Origin of the sequence: Mycobacterium sp. 1482292.6, from assembly GCF_001672995.1 — a bacterium.
In the GTDB taxonomy this organism is placed as follows: Bacteria; Actinomycetota; Actinomycetes; order Mycobacteriales; family Mycobacteriaceae; genus Mycobacterium; species Mycobacterium europaeum_A.
In genome coordinates this window covers 18,019-34,967 of the sequence record NZ_LZKV01000202.1, presented here as the reverse complement: position 1 = coordinate 34,967, position 16,949 = coordinate 18,019, and the positions used below count along the sequence as shown (strand labels likewise).

The following is a 16,949-nucleotide window of genomic DNA, read 5'->3' as shown; positions in this document are numbered from 1 at the left end:
CGAGGCTTCGCCGCGGCGTCCACGGCGTCGGCGTCGGTGTCGTCGTCGTCGGTCTCGTGCTTCCAGCCGCGCTGCGCCACGGCGAGCACCCGCAGCCCCTGCTCGGCGAGGCCGTGCACCACCGCCTCGGCCCGCTCGAGGTCGGCGTCCGGGTCGGCGAATTTGCAGCGCGGCTGGAAGCACGAGACCGACGACGACGACACCGACGCCGACGCCGTGGACGCCGCGGCGAAGAACCTCGAGTTGCTCGGCTACGTCGGGCTGGCCGACACCGCCCGGGCGTCGGCGCGCCCGCTGATCGAGGCGCTGGTGGACGCCGACCGCGACGTGGTGCTGATCACCGGCGACCACCCCGTGACGGCGCGCGCGATCGCCCGGCAGTTGGGCTTGCCCGAGGGCGCCAGAGTGGTCACCGGCGCCGAACTCGCCGGCCTCGACGAGGACGCCTGCGCCAAGCTGGTCGCCGACGTGCAGGTGTTCGCCCGTGTCAGCCCCGAGCAGAAGGTGCAGATCGTGGCCGCCCTGCAGCGCTGCGGCCGGGTGACGGCGATGGTCGGCGACGGCGCCAACGACGCCGCCGCCATCCGGATGGCCGACGTCGGTATCGGGGTGAGCGGTCGCGGTTCGTCGGCCGCTCGCGGCGCCGCCGACATCGTGTTGACCGACGAGGATCTTGGCGTATTGATGGACGCCCTGGTCGAGGGCCGCAGCATGTGGGCGGGCGTGCGCGACGCCGTCACGATCCTGGTCGGCGGCAACGTCGGTGAGGTGCTGTTCACCATCATCGGCACCGCATTCGGCGCCGGCCGCGCCCCGGTGGGGACCCGTCAGCTGCTGCTGGTCAACCTGCTCACCGACATGTTCCCCGCGCTCGCGGTAGCCGTCACCTCGCAATACGTCGAACCCGACGAAGCCGAATACGAATCGGCCGAGGCCGCCGAGGAGGCGCGCCGTCTGCACCGGCGCGCCGTGCTCACCGGGGCCACGCCCTCACTCGACGCCCCGCTGATGCGCCAGATCGTCACCCGTGGCGCCGTCACTGCCGCCGGGGCGACGGCCGCCTGGGCGATCGGGCGCTGGACGCCGGGTACCGAAAGGCGCACGGCCACAATGGGTTTGACCGCGCTGGTGACGACGCAGCTGGCGCAGACGCTGCTGACCCGCCGGCACAGCCCGCTCGTCGTGGCGACGGCCCTGGGCAGCGCCGGCGTCCTGGTCGGCATCGTGCAAACCCCGGTGATCAGCCAGTTCTTCGGCTGCACGCCGCTGGGGCCGGTCGCCTGGTCCGGGGTGCTGGGCTCGACGGCGGGAGCCACCGCGATCTCGGCGCTGGCCCCCAATTGGCTGGCCAAGCAGGTCGCCGCCCTGGAGCCCGGCGAGGAATGATCGTGTTCAGCCGGACAACTCCCGGCGCAGCACCTTGCCGGTCGGGTTGCGCGGAATGCTGTCCACGACGTTGATGTCGCGGGGCTGTTCGAAGCGGGAGACCCGGTCCTTCAAATATTCGCGCAGCTGCGCGGCGTCGATCTCGCTGCCGCGCTGGGCGACCACGTACGCGGCCAGGCGCTGACCGAACCGCTCGTCGGGGACTCCGATGACGACGTTCTCGGCGACGGCGGGGTGCTGGGCGAGCGCGTTTTCGACCGCGCGCGGATAGACGTTCTCGCCGCCGGAGATGATCATGTCGTCTTCGCGGCCGACGATGAAGAGCCGGCCCGCGTTGTCCAGATAGCCCATGTCGCCCGTGCTGGTCATGCCGTCGATGACGGCCTTCGCGGCGCCGTCGGTGTAGCCGTCGCTGGTCAGTTCGCCGCCCACGAAGATCCGCCCGGTGACCCGCGGCCCGACCGGCCGGTCGTTCTTGTCGAAGATCCGCACCGGGCAGCCCACGACCGGCCTTCCGACGGTTTCGGGCGCTTCGCGCAGATCCGCCGGCGTGGCCAGCGCACCGATGCCGACCTCGGTGGAGCCGTAGCCGTTGTAGAGGACGTCGCCGTAGGCGTCCATGAACCGCTGGCCCAGCGTGGGATCGAGGCGGTCGCCGCTGGAGATCACCGTCCGCAGGTAGGGCAGCGGGTTTCGCGCCCGCACCTGCTCGGGCAGCTCCAGGATGCGCGCGAGCACCACCGGCACCGCGGTGAAGGCGTCGGCACGATGCAGCGACGCCTGCGCCAGCGCGGCTTCGGCGTCGAACTCGCGGCGGGTGAGCACGGTTCCCCCGAGCGCGAGGGTCAGCATCAGCATGCCCAGCCCCAGCCCGTGAAACATGGGCATTGCCACCGAGATTCGCGACCCGGTGTGCAGCCGGGTGCGGTCCAGGATCGTCACCCACACGCCCACGGCGGAGCGCAGCTGCGGTGAGCGGGGCACCCCCTTGGGGGTGCCGGTGGTGCCCGATGTCAGCAGGACGATGCGGCCGGGGGCGGCCACGGCCGGTCTGCGGGCGCCTTCGTCGGCGCCGACCGTCGCCGGATCGACGGTGCCGACCGATTCGTCAGCGGCCCGCAGCCGCTCGACGAATTCGGCGTCGGCGACCACGGTCGAAATGCGGTGCGCTTGCACCGCGGCCGCCAGCGCGTCGCTGCGAAACTCCGTGCTCATCGGGACGACATCGGCGCCCAGCAGGGCGGCGGCGAACACGCCGGCCACGAAACCGCGTCCGTTGCGGCACATCACCCCGACCGCCTGCCCAGGTGCAACGCCGTCGTCGGCCAACCGCCGCGCCAGCGACTCGGTCACCAGTTGCAGCCGGCGATAGCTGAGCGCGCCGTCGTCGTCGACGATCGCGGTCCGGTCGGGCCACCGGGCCGTCGTGACCGCCAGCAGGGTGTACGGATTGGTGCCGCCCCGGCGTGCCTCGCGAAGCAGCCGGAAACCCGCCAGTGGCGCCGGCGGACTCAGCAGGCCCGAGCGCAGCAGGGCCCGGGCAGCGGTGGGAATCACCCGGTCATTCGTCATTGTCGGCCTCGTCGGTGTCGGACTCGCTGAAGAACCGGCGATGCCACAGCCGGGCGGCGTAATCGGCCGGCCCCGCCAGCAGCACCGAGGCCAGCTCGGCCGGCAGCACCCAGGGCGGTTCGATGGTGCGGGGCCGCTCGATGACCGCCTTGGCGATCGCGTCGGCGGCCTCGTCCGCCGACAGGCCGGGTAGGCGGCCCAGCAGCGGGGTGGGCGCGATCATCCTGGTTCGGACCAGAGCGAAGTAGACAGTGGTCACATCGACGCCGTCGGTGTGCAGTTCCGGAGCGACGCTGCGCAACCAGCGGTCGAAGGCGCCCTTCGATGCCTGATAGGCACCCCATTGCGGACCCGGCGCCACCCGCACCCCGACGCTCGAGACGTTCACGATGTGCCCGCTGCCGTTGTCGCGCATGGCCGGCAGCAGACCCAGGAGCAGCCGCACCGGTCCCAGGTAGTTGATGTCGATCGTGCGCTGGAAGTCGTGCGGCCGGTCGTACTGGTCATGCAGCGAGCGGCGCAACGATTTGCCGGCGTTGCTCACCACGATGTCGGGCGGGCCGTGCTCCTCGGTAATGCCCTTGGTCAGGGTGCTCACCGCGGATTCGTCGGTGAGGTCGGTGGGATAGGCAACCGCGTGGCCCCCACCGGCATTGATCGACGCCGTCAGGTCGCAGAGCCGTTCCTCGGATCGGGCGACGACCAGGACGGTGGCTCCCGCGGCGGCCAGGCTGCGCGCGGTCGCCTCGCCGATGCCGTAGGAGGCGCCGGTCACCAAGACGGTTTTGCCGGAGACGGCGCCGCGCAACTTGTCGGGATCCGACACCCGCGCCGGGTTGGCCACGTGGTCCGTGACCGTGTTCAGGGCCTGCGTTAGTGCGTTCAACTTCGCTGCCGCATTCACTCGAGCCGCTTGCCGAGGTCGGCTGTTGCTTCACCGTAACCCCGGTTCGTAACTACGAGTAGCAGACCACACTGGGGTGCGGGCCCGCGCTCCGGCCCGGCGCCGCCGCCCAGCGGGCGACCCGAGCGAGCGGTGGGCGCGACGGGCCCGGGCGCCCGCGCCGGATGGCGTCGCGCACAACCAATCTCAGCCCGTCCGCAATCGCGGCGGTTATTTTATGAGAACACGGTAATTTCGGTGTTTCTGGTGTTTAAGCGGCGTGTTGGCTGGGCACAATGGCGGCATGATCGCACGTCACGTCATTCGTACCCTTGGTTCCGCAGTAGTTCTCGCAGCGTCGGGCGTGGCCGTTTCGGCCGTGTCCGCCTCCGTTATCCCCTCCGCGTCGGCCCAGTGTCCGGACGTGCAAGTGGTGTTCGCCCGCGGCACCGGTGAAGCACCGGGCGTGGGCCCCACCGGCCAGGCCTTCGTCGACGCCCTGCACCAGCGCGTGGGCGGACGGTCCTTCGACGTCTACCCCGTCAACTACCCCGCCAGCGATCAGTGGGCGACCGGCATCGACGGCGTCAGAGACGCGGGCGCGCACGTGAATTCGATGGCCCATGACTGCCCCAACACCAAGATGGTGCTCGGTGGCTACTCGCAGGGCGCGGCCGTGATGGGCTTTGTCACCTCGGCCGCCGTGCCCGACGGCATCGACCCCAACACCGTGCCCAAGCCGCTGGCCCCCGACGTGGCCAACCACGTCTCCTCGGTGGTGCTGTTCGGCATGCCCAACGTGCGGGCGATGAACTTCCTCAACGAACCGCCCGTGGTGATCGGCCCGGCGTATCAGGACAAGACCATCAAGGTGTGCGCCACCGAGGACCCGGTCTGTTCCGACGGGATGAATTTCGCCGCGCACGACACCTACGCCGACGACAGCGCGATGATCGACAAGGGAGTCTCGTTCGCCTCCAGCCACCTGGCCCTGGACGGCCCGGCCGCAACGGCGGTCGCGTCGCCGCGTGGCAGCTTCGGAGAGTAACCGCCTGCCAGGGGTTCCTGGCTAGTCCCTGATGAAGCCCTTGTTGCGCATCAGGGCATCGGCCAGGAATCCGTCGTGCGGAATGTGCGGGGCGTGCCACCACGTGGGGTGGTGGCCGCAGTAGACGTTGCCGACGGTCGGCTCGGCGATCAGATCGTCGATCAGCGCCTCGTCGCCGGTGATCGCGGTGACCACCAGCGAATGCCGTAATGGTTGGACCCCGTCGTGGCGCGACCAGGCCGACACCCACGCACACGGGAAGGGCAGCTCCAGGTTGAGCTGGTCCGGATCGGGTTGTGCCATCACATGCAGGGCCGGGCGCAGCGCGGCGTAGCCGTAGCCGAGTTCGGCGACCACCCGGTCGGCGCCGAGCAGCGGGGTCGACCCGACGGCCTTGGCCGCCAAGATGTTCGCGACCGCGCGCGCCTGGTGGACGGGCAGGGTGGGCAGGACCGCCCGCTCGTCATCGGTGGGCAGCGGTTCGATCGCCGCCAGCCGTTCGGCGATGGCATGGGCCAGCGCGGCGGGATCGCCCTCGTAGAGCACCGCGGTGGTGTTGACGCATGCCATGCCGCCGTGGTTGGCGATCGAGTCGACGATGACGTCGAGGTAGTCGCGCCAGTCGCGGTCGGCGGTGATCACGATCTTGCTGCGCCCCGGCCCGTTGACCATCACCGCCGGGTCGTCGGCGTACTTGTCGACCACCTGCTGGCCCCCGTACACCATCGCCAGGTCGGCCGCCCGGATGATCTCGTCGGCGCCGGCATGGTCGGTGGGCAGGTAGACGGCGTCCTCGGCGCGGAACCCGGCCCGCCGCAGCGCGCACACCAGCCGGTGAGCCGTCAGCGGCTCGCGGCGTGAGGGGCGCACCGCGACCCGGTAGCCCAGCGCGAGGGCCTGCGGCCAAAGCCCATGGACGCCCGGGCCGTTTCCGGCCGCGTGCACCGCGAACACCTCCCCGCGCCGCACCCACACCGCACCGCCCGCGCGGGTCCGCTCCTCGCGCCAGTCCAACGCCGCCCCAACCGGCCGCGCCGGCCGCACCGCGTCGACGGCGTCGCCCACCGCGTCGGCCACCCCGCGCGCCCCGGCCCGGGTGACCGCGATCGGCATGCCCGAAATCCGGGCGGCCAACGCCACATAGGCCTCGAAATCCAGCCCCGCGACGACGCCGTCGGCGAAGATGCCGGCGGCGCGGGACAGCGCGGCCACGCGCCGGGCAACGGGCAGCGGTGCGGTCCTGCGCTGCGCGCCCAGCGTCCGCGACACATACAGCGGCGGAACCAGGCTCAGCTCCGCGACCGCGGCACCGGCGGTGGTGGTGACCAATTCGCGTTTGCGGGTCCGGTACTCACCGTCCGCACCGAGGGCGTCGAGTGCCACCAAACCGGTTGCCGCACAGCCACTGTCACTGTCCACGCTCAGTACACGCCCTCGATGACGGCCTCGCCCTCGAAGGTGGACACCGGCCGCACCTCGCTGACCGAATCGCTGAGATCGCCCGCCGGTCCGGGCATCCTGATCGCCCGGTCGCGCTCCAGGTTGTTCGGTATGAACATGCCCTTGCTGATGTGGTGCATCACCACCTGACCCGGACGCCCGTAGGGCACCCGTTCCCCGGTGTCGGGATCGACCACCCAGAACACCACATACGGGGTGCGCGGATCGAAGACGAAGGAGTCGTCGTCGCCGGTCCGGGTTACCGCCTGTGACAGCACCATGGTGCTGCCGAACGCCATGGCGATGGTCGTCGCGGGAAAGATGTCGCGCAGCAGGTCGAGGGTGTCGGCGTCCACGTGCGCCCCGCTGAGCAGCAGGTAGCGGATCTTGTCGTTGACCAGGTCGACCACCCGATCGTTGCGGGCGATCGCCTCCAGCAGCGGCGGGGTGGTGTGCAGGTTGACCACGGACTGCGTCTGCAACACGAAGACGGCCTGCTCGACAACGTGGTCGACGTAAGCCGCCACCTCGGTTGCCGCCCCGCGCGCGGCGAGCCGTTTCACCCAGCGGGGATCGATGTCGATTGCGTGGAAGACGGAGCCGAGCCGCTGCGACACCAGCCGGGAGAAGTAGCCGACGCCGTGCGGACCGCTCGGCATCAGACACAGAAAGCCCTGGCCCCGCCGGAAACCGCCCGCGGCGAAGTCCTCGGTTTGCCATTCGACTACCTGTGCGACCCAATCCGGCAGCTGCACAGTGCGTTTCGGGGCGCCGGTGGTACCCCCGGATTCGAAGATCTGGGGCACCGGTGGCCGGGGCCCGTAACCGCGCGGAATGAGGTCTTCCACTGGGACACTGCGTAATTCGTTGACCAGGTTGGGGAACAGTTGTAGGTCGGCGAAGGTGTTGACGTCGGTCAGCGGGTTGAAGTTCAACGTGCGGGCGGCCCGCAGCCAGAACGGCGAACCGGTGTCGTCGCCGAAGTGCCAGGCCATCGCCGCCCGCAGGTAGGCCTCGGCGTCCGCCACGGGCGCCGCCCGTGGGACGTCCAACAACGAGAAATCGACTGCGGCCATGCCCTCGATACTCTCGCATCCAGGACGGTGCCGCCAAGGACGACGGGCGCCCGCGGCCAGCGGCGTATCTCCTTATCCGCTTATTTCACAAGGAATTTCATCTGTGTGCACGCGGTGTTCAGCGGCACCGCCCGGCCTAGCCGCCGAACATGGCGGTGATCGTCTCGTTGAAGCGGGGGTAGATGTCGTCGTAGGTGCCGTCGCGCTCGGCGAACCGGAACATCTTGGCGCGCTCCACCACGATTTCCTTGGCCTGCGGCTGCGTCTGCAACAGGGTGACGGTCTCGGTGATGTAGTCCTCCAGCGGCATCGCCCGGGGATCGAATCCCCGCTCGCCCTGCAGCGCGGTCTGCACGTGCGGCGGGATGATTTCGATCACCTGCACCGAAGTGCCGCGCAGTTGGAAGCGCAGCGATTCGGTGTAGGAGTGCAGCGCCGCCTTGGAGGCACAGTAGCTCGGGGTGAGCGCGCTGGGCATGAAGGCCAGACCGGACGTGACGTTGAGGATGGTGGCGTGCGGCTTGCGCAGCAGCGCGGGCAGCAGGGCCGAGGTCAGCCGGATGGGGCCCAGCAGGTTGATGGCCACCGACTGCTCGGCCAGGCCGACGTTGCCGGTGGTGAGGTCTTCGACCCGTTGAATTCCGGCGTTGTTGACCAGCACGTTGAGGTCCGGGTAGTGGTCGGTCAGCTGGGTGGCGAACCGGCGGATATCGGCGGCGTCACCCTGATCGAGCGACAGCGTCTGGATGCCGGGGTTGGCCTCGGCGACGGCCCGCAATTGGTCGCTGCGCCGGGCGGCGATGATCACCTGGTTGCCCAACCGGTGGAAGGATTCGGCCAGACCTCGGCCGATTCCGCTGCCACCGCCGGTGACCAGAACGGTATTGCCCGTCAACTGCATCGCGGTACTCCTTCGGGTCGCCCTGCCACCGGCTCGATCGACCGGCCCACTGAGCCGACCTAGCGGAATGCCCCAATGCGCAGCCGGCTAACCACCATGCCTCATCCGCACGGGCGCTGTCACGGATATCGCCGCGACGATGCCGAGCCGCCCCAGACCCGGTTACGCGGCCGGGCGGTTGTGCAGCCGGCGCGGGTCGACGCCCGCGCGGTCCCACGCGTCGGCCGCCCAGCTCGTGTAGAGCACCCGGACGGGCAGCCGGTTCAACAGCGGGTTGAGCGCGCGAATGGCTGCGGCGACGCGCTGAAAGCGCTTCTCCTTCTTGGCATCCCATCGCAGCTGGCACACCTCGCGCATCTGCGGCGGAAGCGTTCCGACCACGACCAGCCGGGTGTAGGCGTTCAGCGGAGCCGAGAGCACTTTCCACACCGGTTTGGGCATCCGGCGCGGGCCCGGGATGCCCTTGCGGATGTAACCGGTGCCGTACAGCACGGTCTTATGGGGGACGAACCGGTCGAGCATCTCGTCCCAGTAGGCCAGGAAGTCGTCGTAGGTCTGCGGTTGCCCGCGGTCGCTGACGCCATACAGGCTGTACCAGAGCTTGCCCTCGTTGAAGATCTGCTCCTTCTCTGCGCGGCTCAGCCTCCGGATGAACATGTCGGTGTTGTAGATGACCTGGTCGACGAAGCTGGCGTGCGCCCAATAGAACAGCTCAGGATTCAGCGCGTGATAGCGCGAGCCGTCGCTGACCGTGCCCTTGATCGTCTTGTGAAAGTCCCGCACCTTGCGGCCCCACTCGTACGGTTCGTCGGAGTAGACGGTGTTCATCAGGGGCGGTGCGGTGCGCTTGGCCCGACCGAGCGTGTCGCTGAAGATGACGGAGTGGTCCAGCACGCCCTGGGCGAGCTGCTCGATGCAGTTCTCCACCCCGGCGGTGCGCTGAAAGCCGAACAGCTGAGTCCGGACGTCGCCGTAGAACTTCCAGATCAACGAGTCCGGCCCCAACCGCGGGGCGGCGTCGGCGATCTCGTCGTCGACCGGCATCGGCATCGCCTCGCGGACGCCGGTATCGAAACGCGACCCCGCACTTGCCGCGGTTAACTCATCGTTTTGGGCGGTCATGCCCACCTCCTCGCCGTACCCGCGCCGCGCGACGGCAACCGGTGTGAATCAGTGACACAAAAATGTGTCTTTGTTTCAGTCGCCTCGAACACTAACAAGCGCGCGTCGCCATCGCACTCCCGGGCAGGTCTTCGCGCCGGAAAAGTCGGCCGTGAACCATGCCGAGGAGTTGATACGATGCCGCCAATCATGCAGTCCGAACGGGGCTCTGCCACTGCCGAGGCGCTCACCGATCTCGACCGCACCATCTTGGACACCGCGCGCAGCGTGTTCGAGATCTACGGCGTGCGTCGGGCCAATATCGACGACGTCGCCGCCCGCGCCGGGGTCAGCCGCAGCACCATCTACCGTCGCTTCCCGACGAAGGAGAACCTGTTCGCCCACGTGGTGCGGCGCGAAGCCGGCCGGTTCTTCAGCACCCTGGACCAGGCGACAACCGGCTGCGACCCGCAACAGGCGGTCGTCGAGGCCTTCGCGCTCGGGGTGCGCCTGGTACAGGACTCCGCGCTGTACTCGCGGATCGCCGAGAGCGAACCCGAACTGTTCGGCATGTTCTCCCGGTCGCAGGCGTTTCCGATTCGCCAGTTCGCCGACGGGATCGCCCACACCCTGCGCCGTTGCGGCGCCGACCTGGCCGAGGCCGACCTGGACAACATCGCCGACATCCTGCTTCGCGTCGCCTTGGGCATCATCGTCTTCCCCACCGACCGGCTCGACACGTCGGATCCGGCGGCGGTTCGCGACTACGCCGCGCGCTATCTGGTGCCGATCATCGGCGGCGAGCGGTCCCGATAATGGGCCTCGAATTGTCGGCGGCCTGAACTAGCCTTGAACCGTGGCTGGGAGTTCTGCGGCGCCGCGGACTCGGTACGCCAGTTGCGGTGAGATCGACATCGCCTATCAGGTCTTCGGCGATGGCCCGATGGACCTGCTCATGCTGCCGGGCCCGCTGATCCCGATCGACTGCGTCGACCTCGAGCCCTCGATGTACCGCTTTCATCGCCGGCTCGCGTCGTTCTGCCGGGTGATCCGCTTCGATCAGCGCGGCATCGGCCTGTCCTCCCGGGTCCCCTCGCTGGACATGCTCGGTCCGGAGTCATGGGCGCAGGATGCGCTCGCCGTGATGAATGCGGTGGGTTGCGAGAAGGCCACGATCTTCGCTCCGGGTTTCACCTCGCTGGCCGGTCTGGTTCTCGCGGCCGACCACTCCGATCGGGTGAACAGCCTCGTCATAGCCAACGGCGCGGCGCGCACGCTGCGGGGCCCGGACTACCCCATCGGCGCCGAACTCGACGCCGCCGAGCGATTCACGTCGGTCGGGATGGAGCCGGACGCCGTCGAGCAGGGCTTCGACATGCTCGGCATCATCGCCCCCAGCGTCGCGCACGACGACGCGTTCCGCTCGTGGTGGGACATGGCCGGCAACCGGGCGGCGTCACCCAGCATGGCCCGTGCGTTCATCAACAAGGTCCGGGAGGGCGATGTCCGCGACAGGCTGCCGCGCGTCGCCGTGCCGACGCTGATCGTCCATCGCGACAATCCCGCCTTCAGCCCCGTCGAGCATGCGCACTACCTCGCCGAGCGCATCGCCGGCTCGCGTCTCGTCGAACTGCCCGGACAGGACTCCCTGTACTGGGTCGGCGACACCGGCCCGATGCTGGACGAGATCGAAGAGTTCATCACCGGAGTCCGCGGCGGCTCCGACGCCGAGCGGCTGCTCACCACCATCATGTTCACCGACATCGTCGGCTCCACCGAGCGCGCCGCCGCTCTCGGCGACCACCGCTGGCGCGACCTGCTGGACAACCACGACAGGATCGTGCGCCACGAACTGCAGCGGTTCGGCGGTCGCGAAGTCAATACGGCCGGTGACGGATTCGTCGCCACGTTCACCAGCCCCAGCGCGGCGATCGCCTGCGCCGACGCCATCGTGGACGCCGTTCGTGTGCTGGGCATCGAGGTGCGGGTCGGCATTCACGCCGGCGAGGTCGAGGTGCGCGGCGCGGACGTCGCGGGCATGGCCGTCCACATCGGCGCTCGGGTAGCCGCGCTCGCGAGACCCAGCGAGGTGCTGGTGTCGTCCACGCTGCGCGACATCGTGACCGGCTCGCGGCACCGGTTCGGCGACCGCGGCGAGACCGCGCTCAAGGGCGTGCCCGGGTACTGGCGGCTGTACGCCCTTGTCCGCGAGCACGCCGTCGTCCGGCGGTAACCGGACCGCAAATCGCAGCGGTCGAAGAGCCGGGGCCCCCGGCGTAGGCTGCGGACGGGACTCACCGGAGCCGAAGCATCCCGGCTTTCCGTTCGATTTCTGGCGTCCGGCTTGGTATTTGACCGAAGGAGTACGCATGACCGACGTGCACGTCTCGCTGCCTCCCGCCCTCCGGCGCGCGCTGGACCTGCTCATCGATCCGCCGGCCGATCCCGACGTGAGCCGGGGCTATCTCGACCTGCTCGGCCCCGGCGCGGCCGCCGGTGGCGCCGTCGAGCAGAACACCGGCCCCATCCAGGCGGCGTGGGCCTCGCCGATCGGGTCGCTGCTCTACGACAACGCCCAAGCGCTTTCTCGGCGCTGGATCAGCGCATGGCAACTGCCGCTGGAATGGTTGGACGTTCCGCAGGGCGGTATCGCGCTGGACGTCGGATCGGGGCCGGGCAACGTCACCGCGTCGCTGGCCCGTGCCGCCGGTCCGCAGGGGCTGGCCCTCGGCGTCGACATCTCCGAGCCCATGCTGGCCCGCGCGGTCCGCAACGAGGCCGGGCCGCAGGTCGGCTTCCTCAAGGCCGACGCACAGCGACTTCCGCTGCGCGACAGCACCATTGACGTGGCGGTGTCGACCGCCGTGCTGCAGTTGGTTCCGAATCCGGCCGACGCGCTCGCCGAGATCGCGCGCGTGCTGCGCCCCGGTGGCAGGCTGGCCGTCATGGTGCCCACCGCCGGGCGCCTGGCCCGGTATTGGCGGATGCTGCCTAACGTCGGGGCGCACGCGTTCGACGACGACGAAATCGGGGATGCGTTGGAGAACAACGGCTTTGCCAGTGTGCGGGTGAAGACCCTCGGGACGTTCCAGTGGGTGCGCGCCAAGTTGGGCTGACGCGCCCAGGTTTTTCGATGGCGGGTGCGCGGACCTAGTCCGCCGACTGGGCCAGCACGGCGAGTCGGTCCATGGACTCGCGCAACATCTCCGCCGTCGTCGCGCGGGCGCGCTCGAGGCGGGTGGCGTCGGTCAGCGCCGTCCAGTCGTAGGTGTGCGTCACCGTGGTGAGTTCGGCGTTGACCGGGCTCAGTTCCCAGCGCCACAGGTGCCCCGGCGGCTGCTTGCCGGGTTCGGCTGGGCGCCAAGCGATTACACTGCCCTCGACGAACTCGGTGACGTGGTTTTCGCGCACCGCGCCGTTGGTCAGCGTCGTCTTGAACACGTCACCCACGCGATGCACACGACCGGAGGCAGACGATGCCAGATTGCCGTTGCCGTCCCAGCTCGGCTGGCGGGACGGATCGGCGATCAGTTCGAAGATGCGCGCCGCATTGGCCGACATCACGCGGGTGGCGCTCACGATGCGTTCGGTATCGGACATATCGCTATCCAAACACGTGCGGCCGTACGGCGCGCCGGTGACTTTGGGCCGCGGCGGTTCACCCCATCCGGGGCAGCGCCTCGATGGGTCCGGACAGTACCGATTTGACGTAGCGGGTGTCGTCGTCGGCCAGCACCTCCGTGTCGTCCCGCTCGATGCCGTCGACGATCGCCCGGGCCACCTGGCGCGGATCGTTCTTGCGTGCCTCGAAGCCGGCGGTCATGTCGGTGTCGGTGAAGCTGAGGTGCGCGGCGACGACCAGGGTGCCCTGTTTCTCGAGCTCGATGCGCAGCGAGTTCGTTGTCGACCACAGTGCGGCCTTGGAGTCGCCGTACCCGCCGGATCCGGGCATCCAGGACAGGATCGAGGCGATGTCGACCAGCGCACCGCCGCCGTTGTCGGCCAGGATCGGGGCGAAGGCCTTGGCCACGCGCAGCGCGCCGAAGTAGTTCGTCTCGAAGACCGCTCGCACCTCGTCGATGTCGCTGTCAAGCAGTGTCCGGGCGCCGAGAACTCCGGCGTTGTTGATGACAATGTCGGCGTCCGCCGCCGTGGACGCCAGCGCGGCAACCGAATCCGGGTTGGTGACGTCCAATTCGACGCTGACCACGCGGGGGTCCTGGCTGGGCTTCGGCGCCCGGGCGGTGGCGTAGACCTTCGCCGCGCCCCGGTCCAGCAATTCGGCCACGATGGCCTTGCCCAGACCGCGCTGCCCACCCGTGACCACTACCGTCGACCCCTTGACGTTGACCATGATGCTGCTCCTTTGACGTAGGCAAAAGTGTTTTGCCTACGTCAAGCTAATTGACCGCCGCGACATAGTCAAGTATTCTTTGCATATGTCTTCCGCGTGGGTTGCGTCACAGCGATACGGCTGCGCCGGCGCTCCCGGCGGCCTGGGCCTGGTCCAGGACTTCCTCAACACGAGGGCCATCGACGGGTACGGGCCGGACCTGCTGGCCGAACCACGCCTCGCCGGCGACTGGGCGACGGCCGCCGTGCGGGCGTGGTCGTCCGCGCGCGGCGTGGACCTGTCGCCCCCCGAGCTGGGTGACGCCGACCTGGCCAAGCTTCGCGCGCTGCGCGCCACCATCGAGCAACTCGTCGCCGGCGAACAATCGCGATCTCATGGCGCCGACGGCGTCGCCGCATCTTTCGCGCTGTCCGATGCCGGTGAGGTGCGGTTGGATCCCCATGGCGGCGGTTGGCGTTGGCTGGCATCGGCGCTGTGGGGCGAGATCCTGTTGAGCCAGCAAGCCGGCACCTGGCGGCGGATCAAGCGCTGTCACAACCACCGATGTGGCTCGACGTTCTACGACCGCTCGAAAAACAACAGCGGGGTCTGGCATGACGTCAAGACGTGCGGCAACGCCGTCAATCTGCGGGCCTCCAGGGCGCGCCGGCGCGAACGCGAACGCGCGCTGCAATCAGGCGTTGCGCCAGAGCAGTCGGTAGCGGTAGTAGACGCCCCGCCGGATGCGGGCTCCGGGTAGCACATCGGTGACTGCCCGCCGGATCTCACTGAGGCCCTCGTCGGGGTCGGCGACCGCGACGCCGATGTCTCGGGTCTCCCGGTGTAGCAATGAGCCGACGCGCGCCACCGGCGTGCTGAGACCGGCCCACAGCCAGTCGGCAACGCTCTTGTTGGCGGACAGTCCCACCACCGCCAATTGCCCAGCGGGCCGCAACATTTGACGCACCTTCTGCAAGGTGTCGCGCAGCGGCAGGTGATGCAGGCTGGCGACGAACGTGATCAGGTCGAAGGAAGCCTCGCCCGGCTCGAACTCCTCGAAACGCCGCAGTTGCGCCGAGGCGTTCGCGATCGGCTGCAATCGCTGCGCGGCGCGCCTCACCGATGTCGGATCCGCATCGATCCCGACGACGCTGCGCGACACCGCGGCTAATCGCTGAGCCAGCAGCCCTTCCCCGCATCCGACGTCCAAAACGTCGCCGCGGTGCCGCGAAGCGATGCCGACCAGCCACGGGTGATAGGCGCTGTTGTGGTTCCAGTAATCCTGGTGTTCTGCGTAGTCATCCACCGTCGACTGAGTCTGCCTGACCGGGCCGTCAACAGCGCTCGGCGCCCCGGGACATCAACCGCGGGCCCACGGCGGCCGGCCGTCGGGTGCTTTTGAGCATCGCCTGCCAGGCGCCGGAGGCACGTTTCAGGGGCGCGACCACGTCGAAAGTCGCGGGAGCCTGGCTGACCCAGGCTGGAAGTGTGGCCACCGTCTGATCCTTTGTTCTTTCGGCTTGTGCGCCGTCTCATTCAATTGCACCGCAGCCGTTTTACGGGGGTGCCGCGCCGCGGTAAACGCCACGAAAAGCCGTTCTGTGGTCTACCGCACACGCGGGGCGCGAGGAAAGACACGCAACAGTTCCCCTAATGAAAACCCTTGAACCGGCGTAGATACCCGGGCAATCGGTGTGCGGGCACAGCCTTGGGCCAGTCGTCGGGGCGAAAATACGCGTCGGTACCGCCGTCCACGAATACTACACTGCCGCACAGGAAATCGGCGGCATCGGACAGCATGAAGCACATCCACTCGGCCATGTGCCCCGCGTCACCGAAGCCGCCCACCGGCACCGGAAACGCCCGGACGGCCTTGGCCTGCCTCGGATCCGAGAGTTGCTCCTGCAGAAGAGGTGTCATGATCGCGCCCGGTGACAGGGCGTTCAGCCGCACGCCCGACCCGGCCCACTCCGGTGAGGCCGCATGTCGCCGCACCCAGCGGCTGACCGCGATCTTCGAGGCGCCATACATCATGGTCGGCGCCCCTGGGCCCAGTAGCCGCACCGCCCGCCACGCCTTGTCGGCATCGTGTGCCAGCAACGCGTTGACGGCCCGACGCGGCACCGCGGGCATCGTCGTCGCCGAATTGCTGGCCACCACAACAACCTTCGCGCGCTCGGCGGCGGCCAGCGCCGCACGCCAGGCGACGAGTAGCTCGACCACCCCGAAGTAATTGACCGCAGCGATCTGCCGGGCGCGATCCCGGCCGCGGCCGGGACCCAACCCGGCGGCCAGCACGGCGCCGTCCAGCCTGTTGCCCGAGGACGCCAGGACGCGTTCGGCGGCCGCCCTGCGCCCGTCGGGCGTCGACAGGTCGGCCACGACATCGGCATCCTTGATGTCGACGCCGATGACGGTGTGCCCGTTGTCCCGAAGGCGCTGCGCCGTCTCGCGGCCCATCCCGGAAGCCGACCCGGTTATCGCGTAGGTCCCCATTGACTCCTCCGTTCCCAGCGCAGTATGCCCGGTGACCCCGGGCGCTCCGGTGGGCACAGCCCACCCAGCGGACGCACTGTTAAGTTGCCAGGATGCATGACCCCACGCCCTGCATCGATTTCAGCCAACTCGAGTCGGTTTACGCGCCGCTGGCCGAATCGGTCCGCCGACTCCTAGACATCAGCATCCGCACCGAAGCCGGGCCCGCGGCGGTGGCGGCGGCCATCGCCAGGATCGACAGTGCGACAGACGAATTGAGCGACGCGCTGCTACCCGGGCCGTTCGGTGTACACCGAACGGCCGACGGCCAGACCATCGCCTGGGGCAACGCCGTGGTGGGTCTGCGAAACCCGGTGGCCCCACCGCTGGTCATCCATCACGATCCCGACGGACTGGTGTGGTCGGAATTCGTGCTCGGCGCCGCCTACGAAGGCCCACCGGGTACCGTGCACGGCGGCGTCTGCGCCCTGGTGCTCGACCACGTGCTCGGGGCGACGGCCCACCAGCCCAACAGGCCCGCCTATACCGGCACGCTGACCCTGCGCTATCGCCGGCCCACCGCGCTGGGCAGGCCGCTGCGCGCGGAGGCTCGCGTCGATCGCGTCGACGGGGTCAAGATTTTCGCCGTCGGCCAGCTGGCCGACGATCAGGGCGTCACCGTCGAGGCGGAGGGCGTTTTCATCCACCCCAAGCAGCCACCGGCGTAACCGTCG

The 16,949-nt window shown here is 69.2% G+C and carries 18 protein-coding genes and 1 pseudogene; 7 read left to right on the top strand and 12 right to left on the bottom strand.

What is annotated here, in order from left to right; translation table 11 throughout:
- Nucleotides 1–203 (bottom strand): hypothetical protein (locus tag A5624_RS29585; RefSeq protein WP_156749103.1); only part of this gene is annotated, 203 nt, incomplete at its 3' end.
- Between A5624_RS29585 and A5624_RS20255 the strand changes: the two are divergent.
- Nucleotides 181–1,386: pseudogene (locus A5624_RS20255) on the top strand (cation-translocating P-type ATPase); the annotation flags it as partial. The gene A5624_RS29585 and the pseudogene A5624_RS20255 overlap by 23 nt on opposite strands.
- Before the next feature lie 6 nt (nt 1,387–1,392).
- Here the strand turns inward: A5624_RS20255 and A5624_RS20250 are convergent.
- Both A5624_RS20250 and A5624_RS20245 read right to left on the bottom strand, forming a co-directional pair.
- Nucleotides 1,393–2,958, bottom strand: coding sequence for an AMP-binding protein (locus tag A5624_RS20250; protein ID WP_066870048.1), 1,566 nt, complete (start codon nt 2,956–2,958; stop codon nt 1,393–1,395).
- A complete protein-coding gene (locus A5624_RS20245) occupies nt 2,948–3,862 on the bottom strand; it encodes an SDR family NAD(P)-dependent oxidoreductase (RefSeq protein ID WP_066870045.1) in 915 nt (304 codons plus the stop codon). Before A5624_RS20245 ends, A5624_RS20250 begins: the two co-directional genes overlap by 11 nt.
- A 283-nt stretch (nt 3,863–4,145) precedes the next feature.
- On the opposite strand from A5624_RS20245, the gene A5624_RS20240 reads away from it, so the two are divergent.
- Nucleotides 4,146–4,889 carry a cutinase family protein gene (locus tag A5624_RS20240; protein ID WP_066870042.1) on the top strand — a complete coding sequence of 248 codons (744 nt, stop codon included), beginning with the start codon at nt 4,146–4,148 and terminating at the stop codon, nt 4,887–4,889.
- A gap of 21 nt (nt 4,890–4,910) precedes the next feature.
- Here the strand turns inward: A5624_RS20240 and A5624_RS20235 are convergent, their stop codons facing one another.
- The 4 genes from A5624_RS20235 to A5624_RS20220 form a co-directional block, all read right to left on the bottom strand.
- Nucleotides 4,911–6,275 carry an aldehyde dehydrogenase family protein gene (locus A5624_RS20235; RefSeq protein ID WP_066870061.1) on the bottom strand — a complete coding sequence of 455 codons (1,365 nt, stop codon included), beginning with the start codon at nt 6,273–6,275 and terminating at the stop codon, nt 4,911–4,913.
- A 35-nt stretch (nt 6,276–6,310) separates the two neighbouring features.
- On the bottom strand, nt 6,311–7,405 hold the full coding sequence (locus A5624_RS20230) for an AMP-binding protein (RefSeq protein WP_066870040.1): 1,095 nt from the start codon (nt 7,403–7,405) through the stop codon (nt 6,311–6,313).
- Nucleotides 7,406–7,541: 136 nt separating this feature from the next.
- Nucleotides 7,542–8,306 (bottom strand): SDR family oxidoreductase, encoded by a 765-nt coding sequence (locus A5624_RS20225; protein ID WP_066870038.1) that lies wholly within the window; start codon nt 8,304–8,306, stop codon nt 7,542–7,544.
- Nucleotides 8,307–8,468: 162 nt separating this feature from the next.
- Nucleotides 8,469–9,428 (bottom strand): oxygenase MpaB family protein, encoded by a 960-nt coding sequence (locus A5624_RS20220; protein ID WP_066870035.1) that lies wholly within the window; start codon nt 9,426–9,428, stop codon nt 8,469–8,471.
- Between the two features lie 189 nt (nt 9,429–9,617).
- Here A5624_RS20220 and A5624_RS20215 point away from each other — a divergent pair, with 189 nt between their 5' ends.
- From A5624_RS20215 to A5624_RS20205, 3 genes are all read left to right on the top strand, one after another.
- Entirely contained in the window at nt 9,618–10,223 is a 606-nt protein-coding gene (locus A5624_RS20215; RefSeq protein WP_066870058.1) for a TetR/AcrR family transcriptional regulator, read from the top strand.
- 40 nt (nt 10,224–10,263) lie between these two features.
- Nucleotides 10,264–11,640: an adenylate/guanylate cyclase domain-containing protein gene (locus A5624_RS20210; RefSeq protein WP_066870032.1), complete on the top strand. Its 1,377-nt coding sequence runs from the start codon at nt 10,264–10,266 to the stop codon at nt 11,638–11,640.
- 136 nt (nt 11,641–11,776) lie between these two features.
- Nucleotides 11,777–12,523, top strand: coding sequence for a methyltransferase domain-containing protein (locus A5624_RS20205; protein ID WP_066870028.1), 747 nt, complete (start codon nt 11,777–11,779; stop codon nt 12,521–12,523).
- A gap of 34 nt (nt 12,524–12,557) precedes the next feature.
- Here A5624_RS20205 and A5624_RS20200 read toward each other — a convergent pair whose 3' ends face one another.
- Both A5624_RS20200 and A5624_RS20195 read right to left on the bottom strand, forming a co-directional pair.
- A complete protein-coding gene (locus tag A5624_RS20200; RefSeq protein ID WP_066870025.1) occupies nt 12,558–13,007 on the bottom strand; it encodes an SRPBCC family protein in 450 nt (149 codons plus the stop codon).
- Between the two features lie 58 nt (nt 13,008–13,065).
- Nucleotides 13,066–13,761: an SDR family oxidoreductase gene (locus tag A5624_RS20195; RefSeq protein ID WP_066870022.1), complete on the bottom strand. Its 696-nt coding sequence runs from the start codon at nt 13,759–13,761 to the stop codon at nt 13,066–13,068.
- 148 nt (nt 13,762–13,909) lie between these two features.
- Here A5624_RS20195 and A5624_RS20190 point away from each other — a divergent pair, with 148 nt between their 5' ends.
- Nucleotides 13,910–14,500, top strand: a complete 591-nt coding sequence (locus tag A5624_RS20190) for a CGNR zinc finger domain-containing protein (RefSeq protein WP_066870055.1) — start codon at nt 13,910–13,912, stop codon at nt 14,498–14,500.
- Here A5624_RS20190 and A5624_RS20185 read toward each other — a convergent pair.
- From A5624_RS20185 to A5624_RS20180, 3 genes are all read right to left on the bottom strand, one after another.
- Nucleotides 14,435–15,046, bottom strand: a complete 612-nt coding sequence (locus A5624_RS20185) for a bifunctional 2-polyprenyl-6-hydroxyphenol methylase/3-demethylubiquinol 3-O-methyltransferase UbiG (RefSeq protein ID WP_066870019.1) — start codon at nt 15,044–15,046, stop codon at nt 14,435–14,437. The genes A5624_RS20190 and A5624_RS20185 overlap by 66 nt on opposite strands.
- 28 nt (nt 15,047–15,074) lie before the next feature.
- Nucleotides 15,075–15,236 carry a hypothetical protein gene (locus A5624_RS28705; protein ID WP_197497949.1) on the bottom strand — a complete coding sequence of 54 codons (162 nt, stop codon included), beginning with the start codon at nt 15,234–15,236 and terminating at the stop codon, nt 15,075–15,077.
- A 154-nt stretch (nt 15,237–15,390) separates the two neighbouring features.
- Nucleotides 15,391–16,236: an SDR family oxidoreductase gene (locus A5624_RS20180; RefSeq protein WP_066870016.1), complete on the bottom strand. Its 846-nt coding sequence runs from the start codon at nt 16,234–16,236 to the stop codon at nt 15,391–15,393.
- Nucleotides 16,237–16,328: 92 nt separating this feature from the next.
- Here A5624_RS20180 and A5624_RS20175 point away from each other — a divergent pair, with 92 nt between their 5' ends.
- Nucleotides 16,329–16,943: a PaaI family thioesterase gene (locus A5624_RS20175; RefSeq protein WP_066870011.1), complete on the top strand. Its 615-nt coding sequence runs from the start codon at nt 16,329–16,331 to the stop codon at nt 16,941–16,943.
- The last annotated feature ends 6 nt before the right edge of the window (nt 16,944–16,949 follow it).

Coding starts and splice junctions, on each gene's coding strand:
- A5624_RS20250 (WP_066870048.1), bottom strand. CDS start 2,958: ATGACGAATGACCGGGTGATTCCCACCGCTGCCCGGGCCCTGCTGCGC.
- A5624_RS20240 (WP_066870042.1), top strand. CDS start 4,146: ATGATCGCACGTCACGTCATTCGTACCCTTGGTTCCGCAGTAGTTCTC.
- A5624_RS20230 (WP_066870040.1), bottom strand. CDS start 7,405: ATGGCCGCAGTCGATTTCTCGTTGTTGGACGTCCCACGGGCGGCGCCC.
- A5624_RS20225 (WP_066870038.1), bottom strand. CDS start 8,306: ATGCAGTTGACGGGCAATACCGTTCTGGTCACCGGCGGTGGCAGCGGA.
- A5624_RS20220 (WP_066870035.1), bottom strand. CDS start 9,428: ATGACCGCCCAAAACGATGAGTTAACCGCGGCAAGTGCGGGGTCGCGT.
- A5624_RS20215 (WP_066870058.1), top strand. CDS start 9,618: ATGCAGTCCGAACGGGGCTCTGCCACTGCCGAGGCGCTCACCGATCTC.
- A5624_RS20205 (WP_066870028.1), top strand. CDS start 11,777: ATGACCGACGTGCACGTCTCGCTGCCTCCCGCCCTCCGGCGCGCGCTG.
- A5624_RS20200 (WP_066870025.1), bottom strand. CDS start 13,007: ATGTCCGATACCGAACGCATCGTGAGCGCCACCCGCGTGATGTCGGCC.
- A5624_RS20195 (WP_066870022.1), bottom strand. CDS start 13,761: ATGGTCAACGTCAAGGGGTCGACGGTAGTGGTCACGGGTGGGCAGCGC.
- A5624_RS20180 (WP_066870016.1), bottom strand. CDS start 16,236: ATGGGGACCTACGCGATAACCGGGTCGGCTTCCGGGATGGGCCGCGAG.
- A5624_RS20175 (WP_066870011.1), top strand. CDS start 16,329: ATGCATGACCCCACGCCCTGCATCGATTTCAGCCAACTCGAGTCGGTT.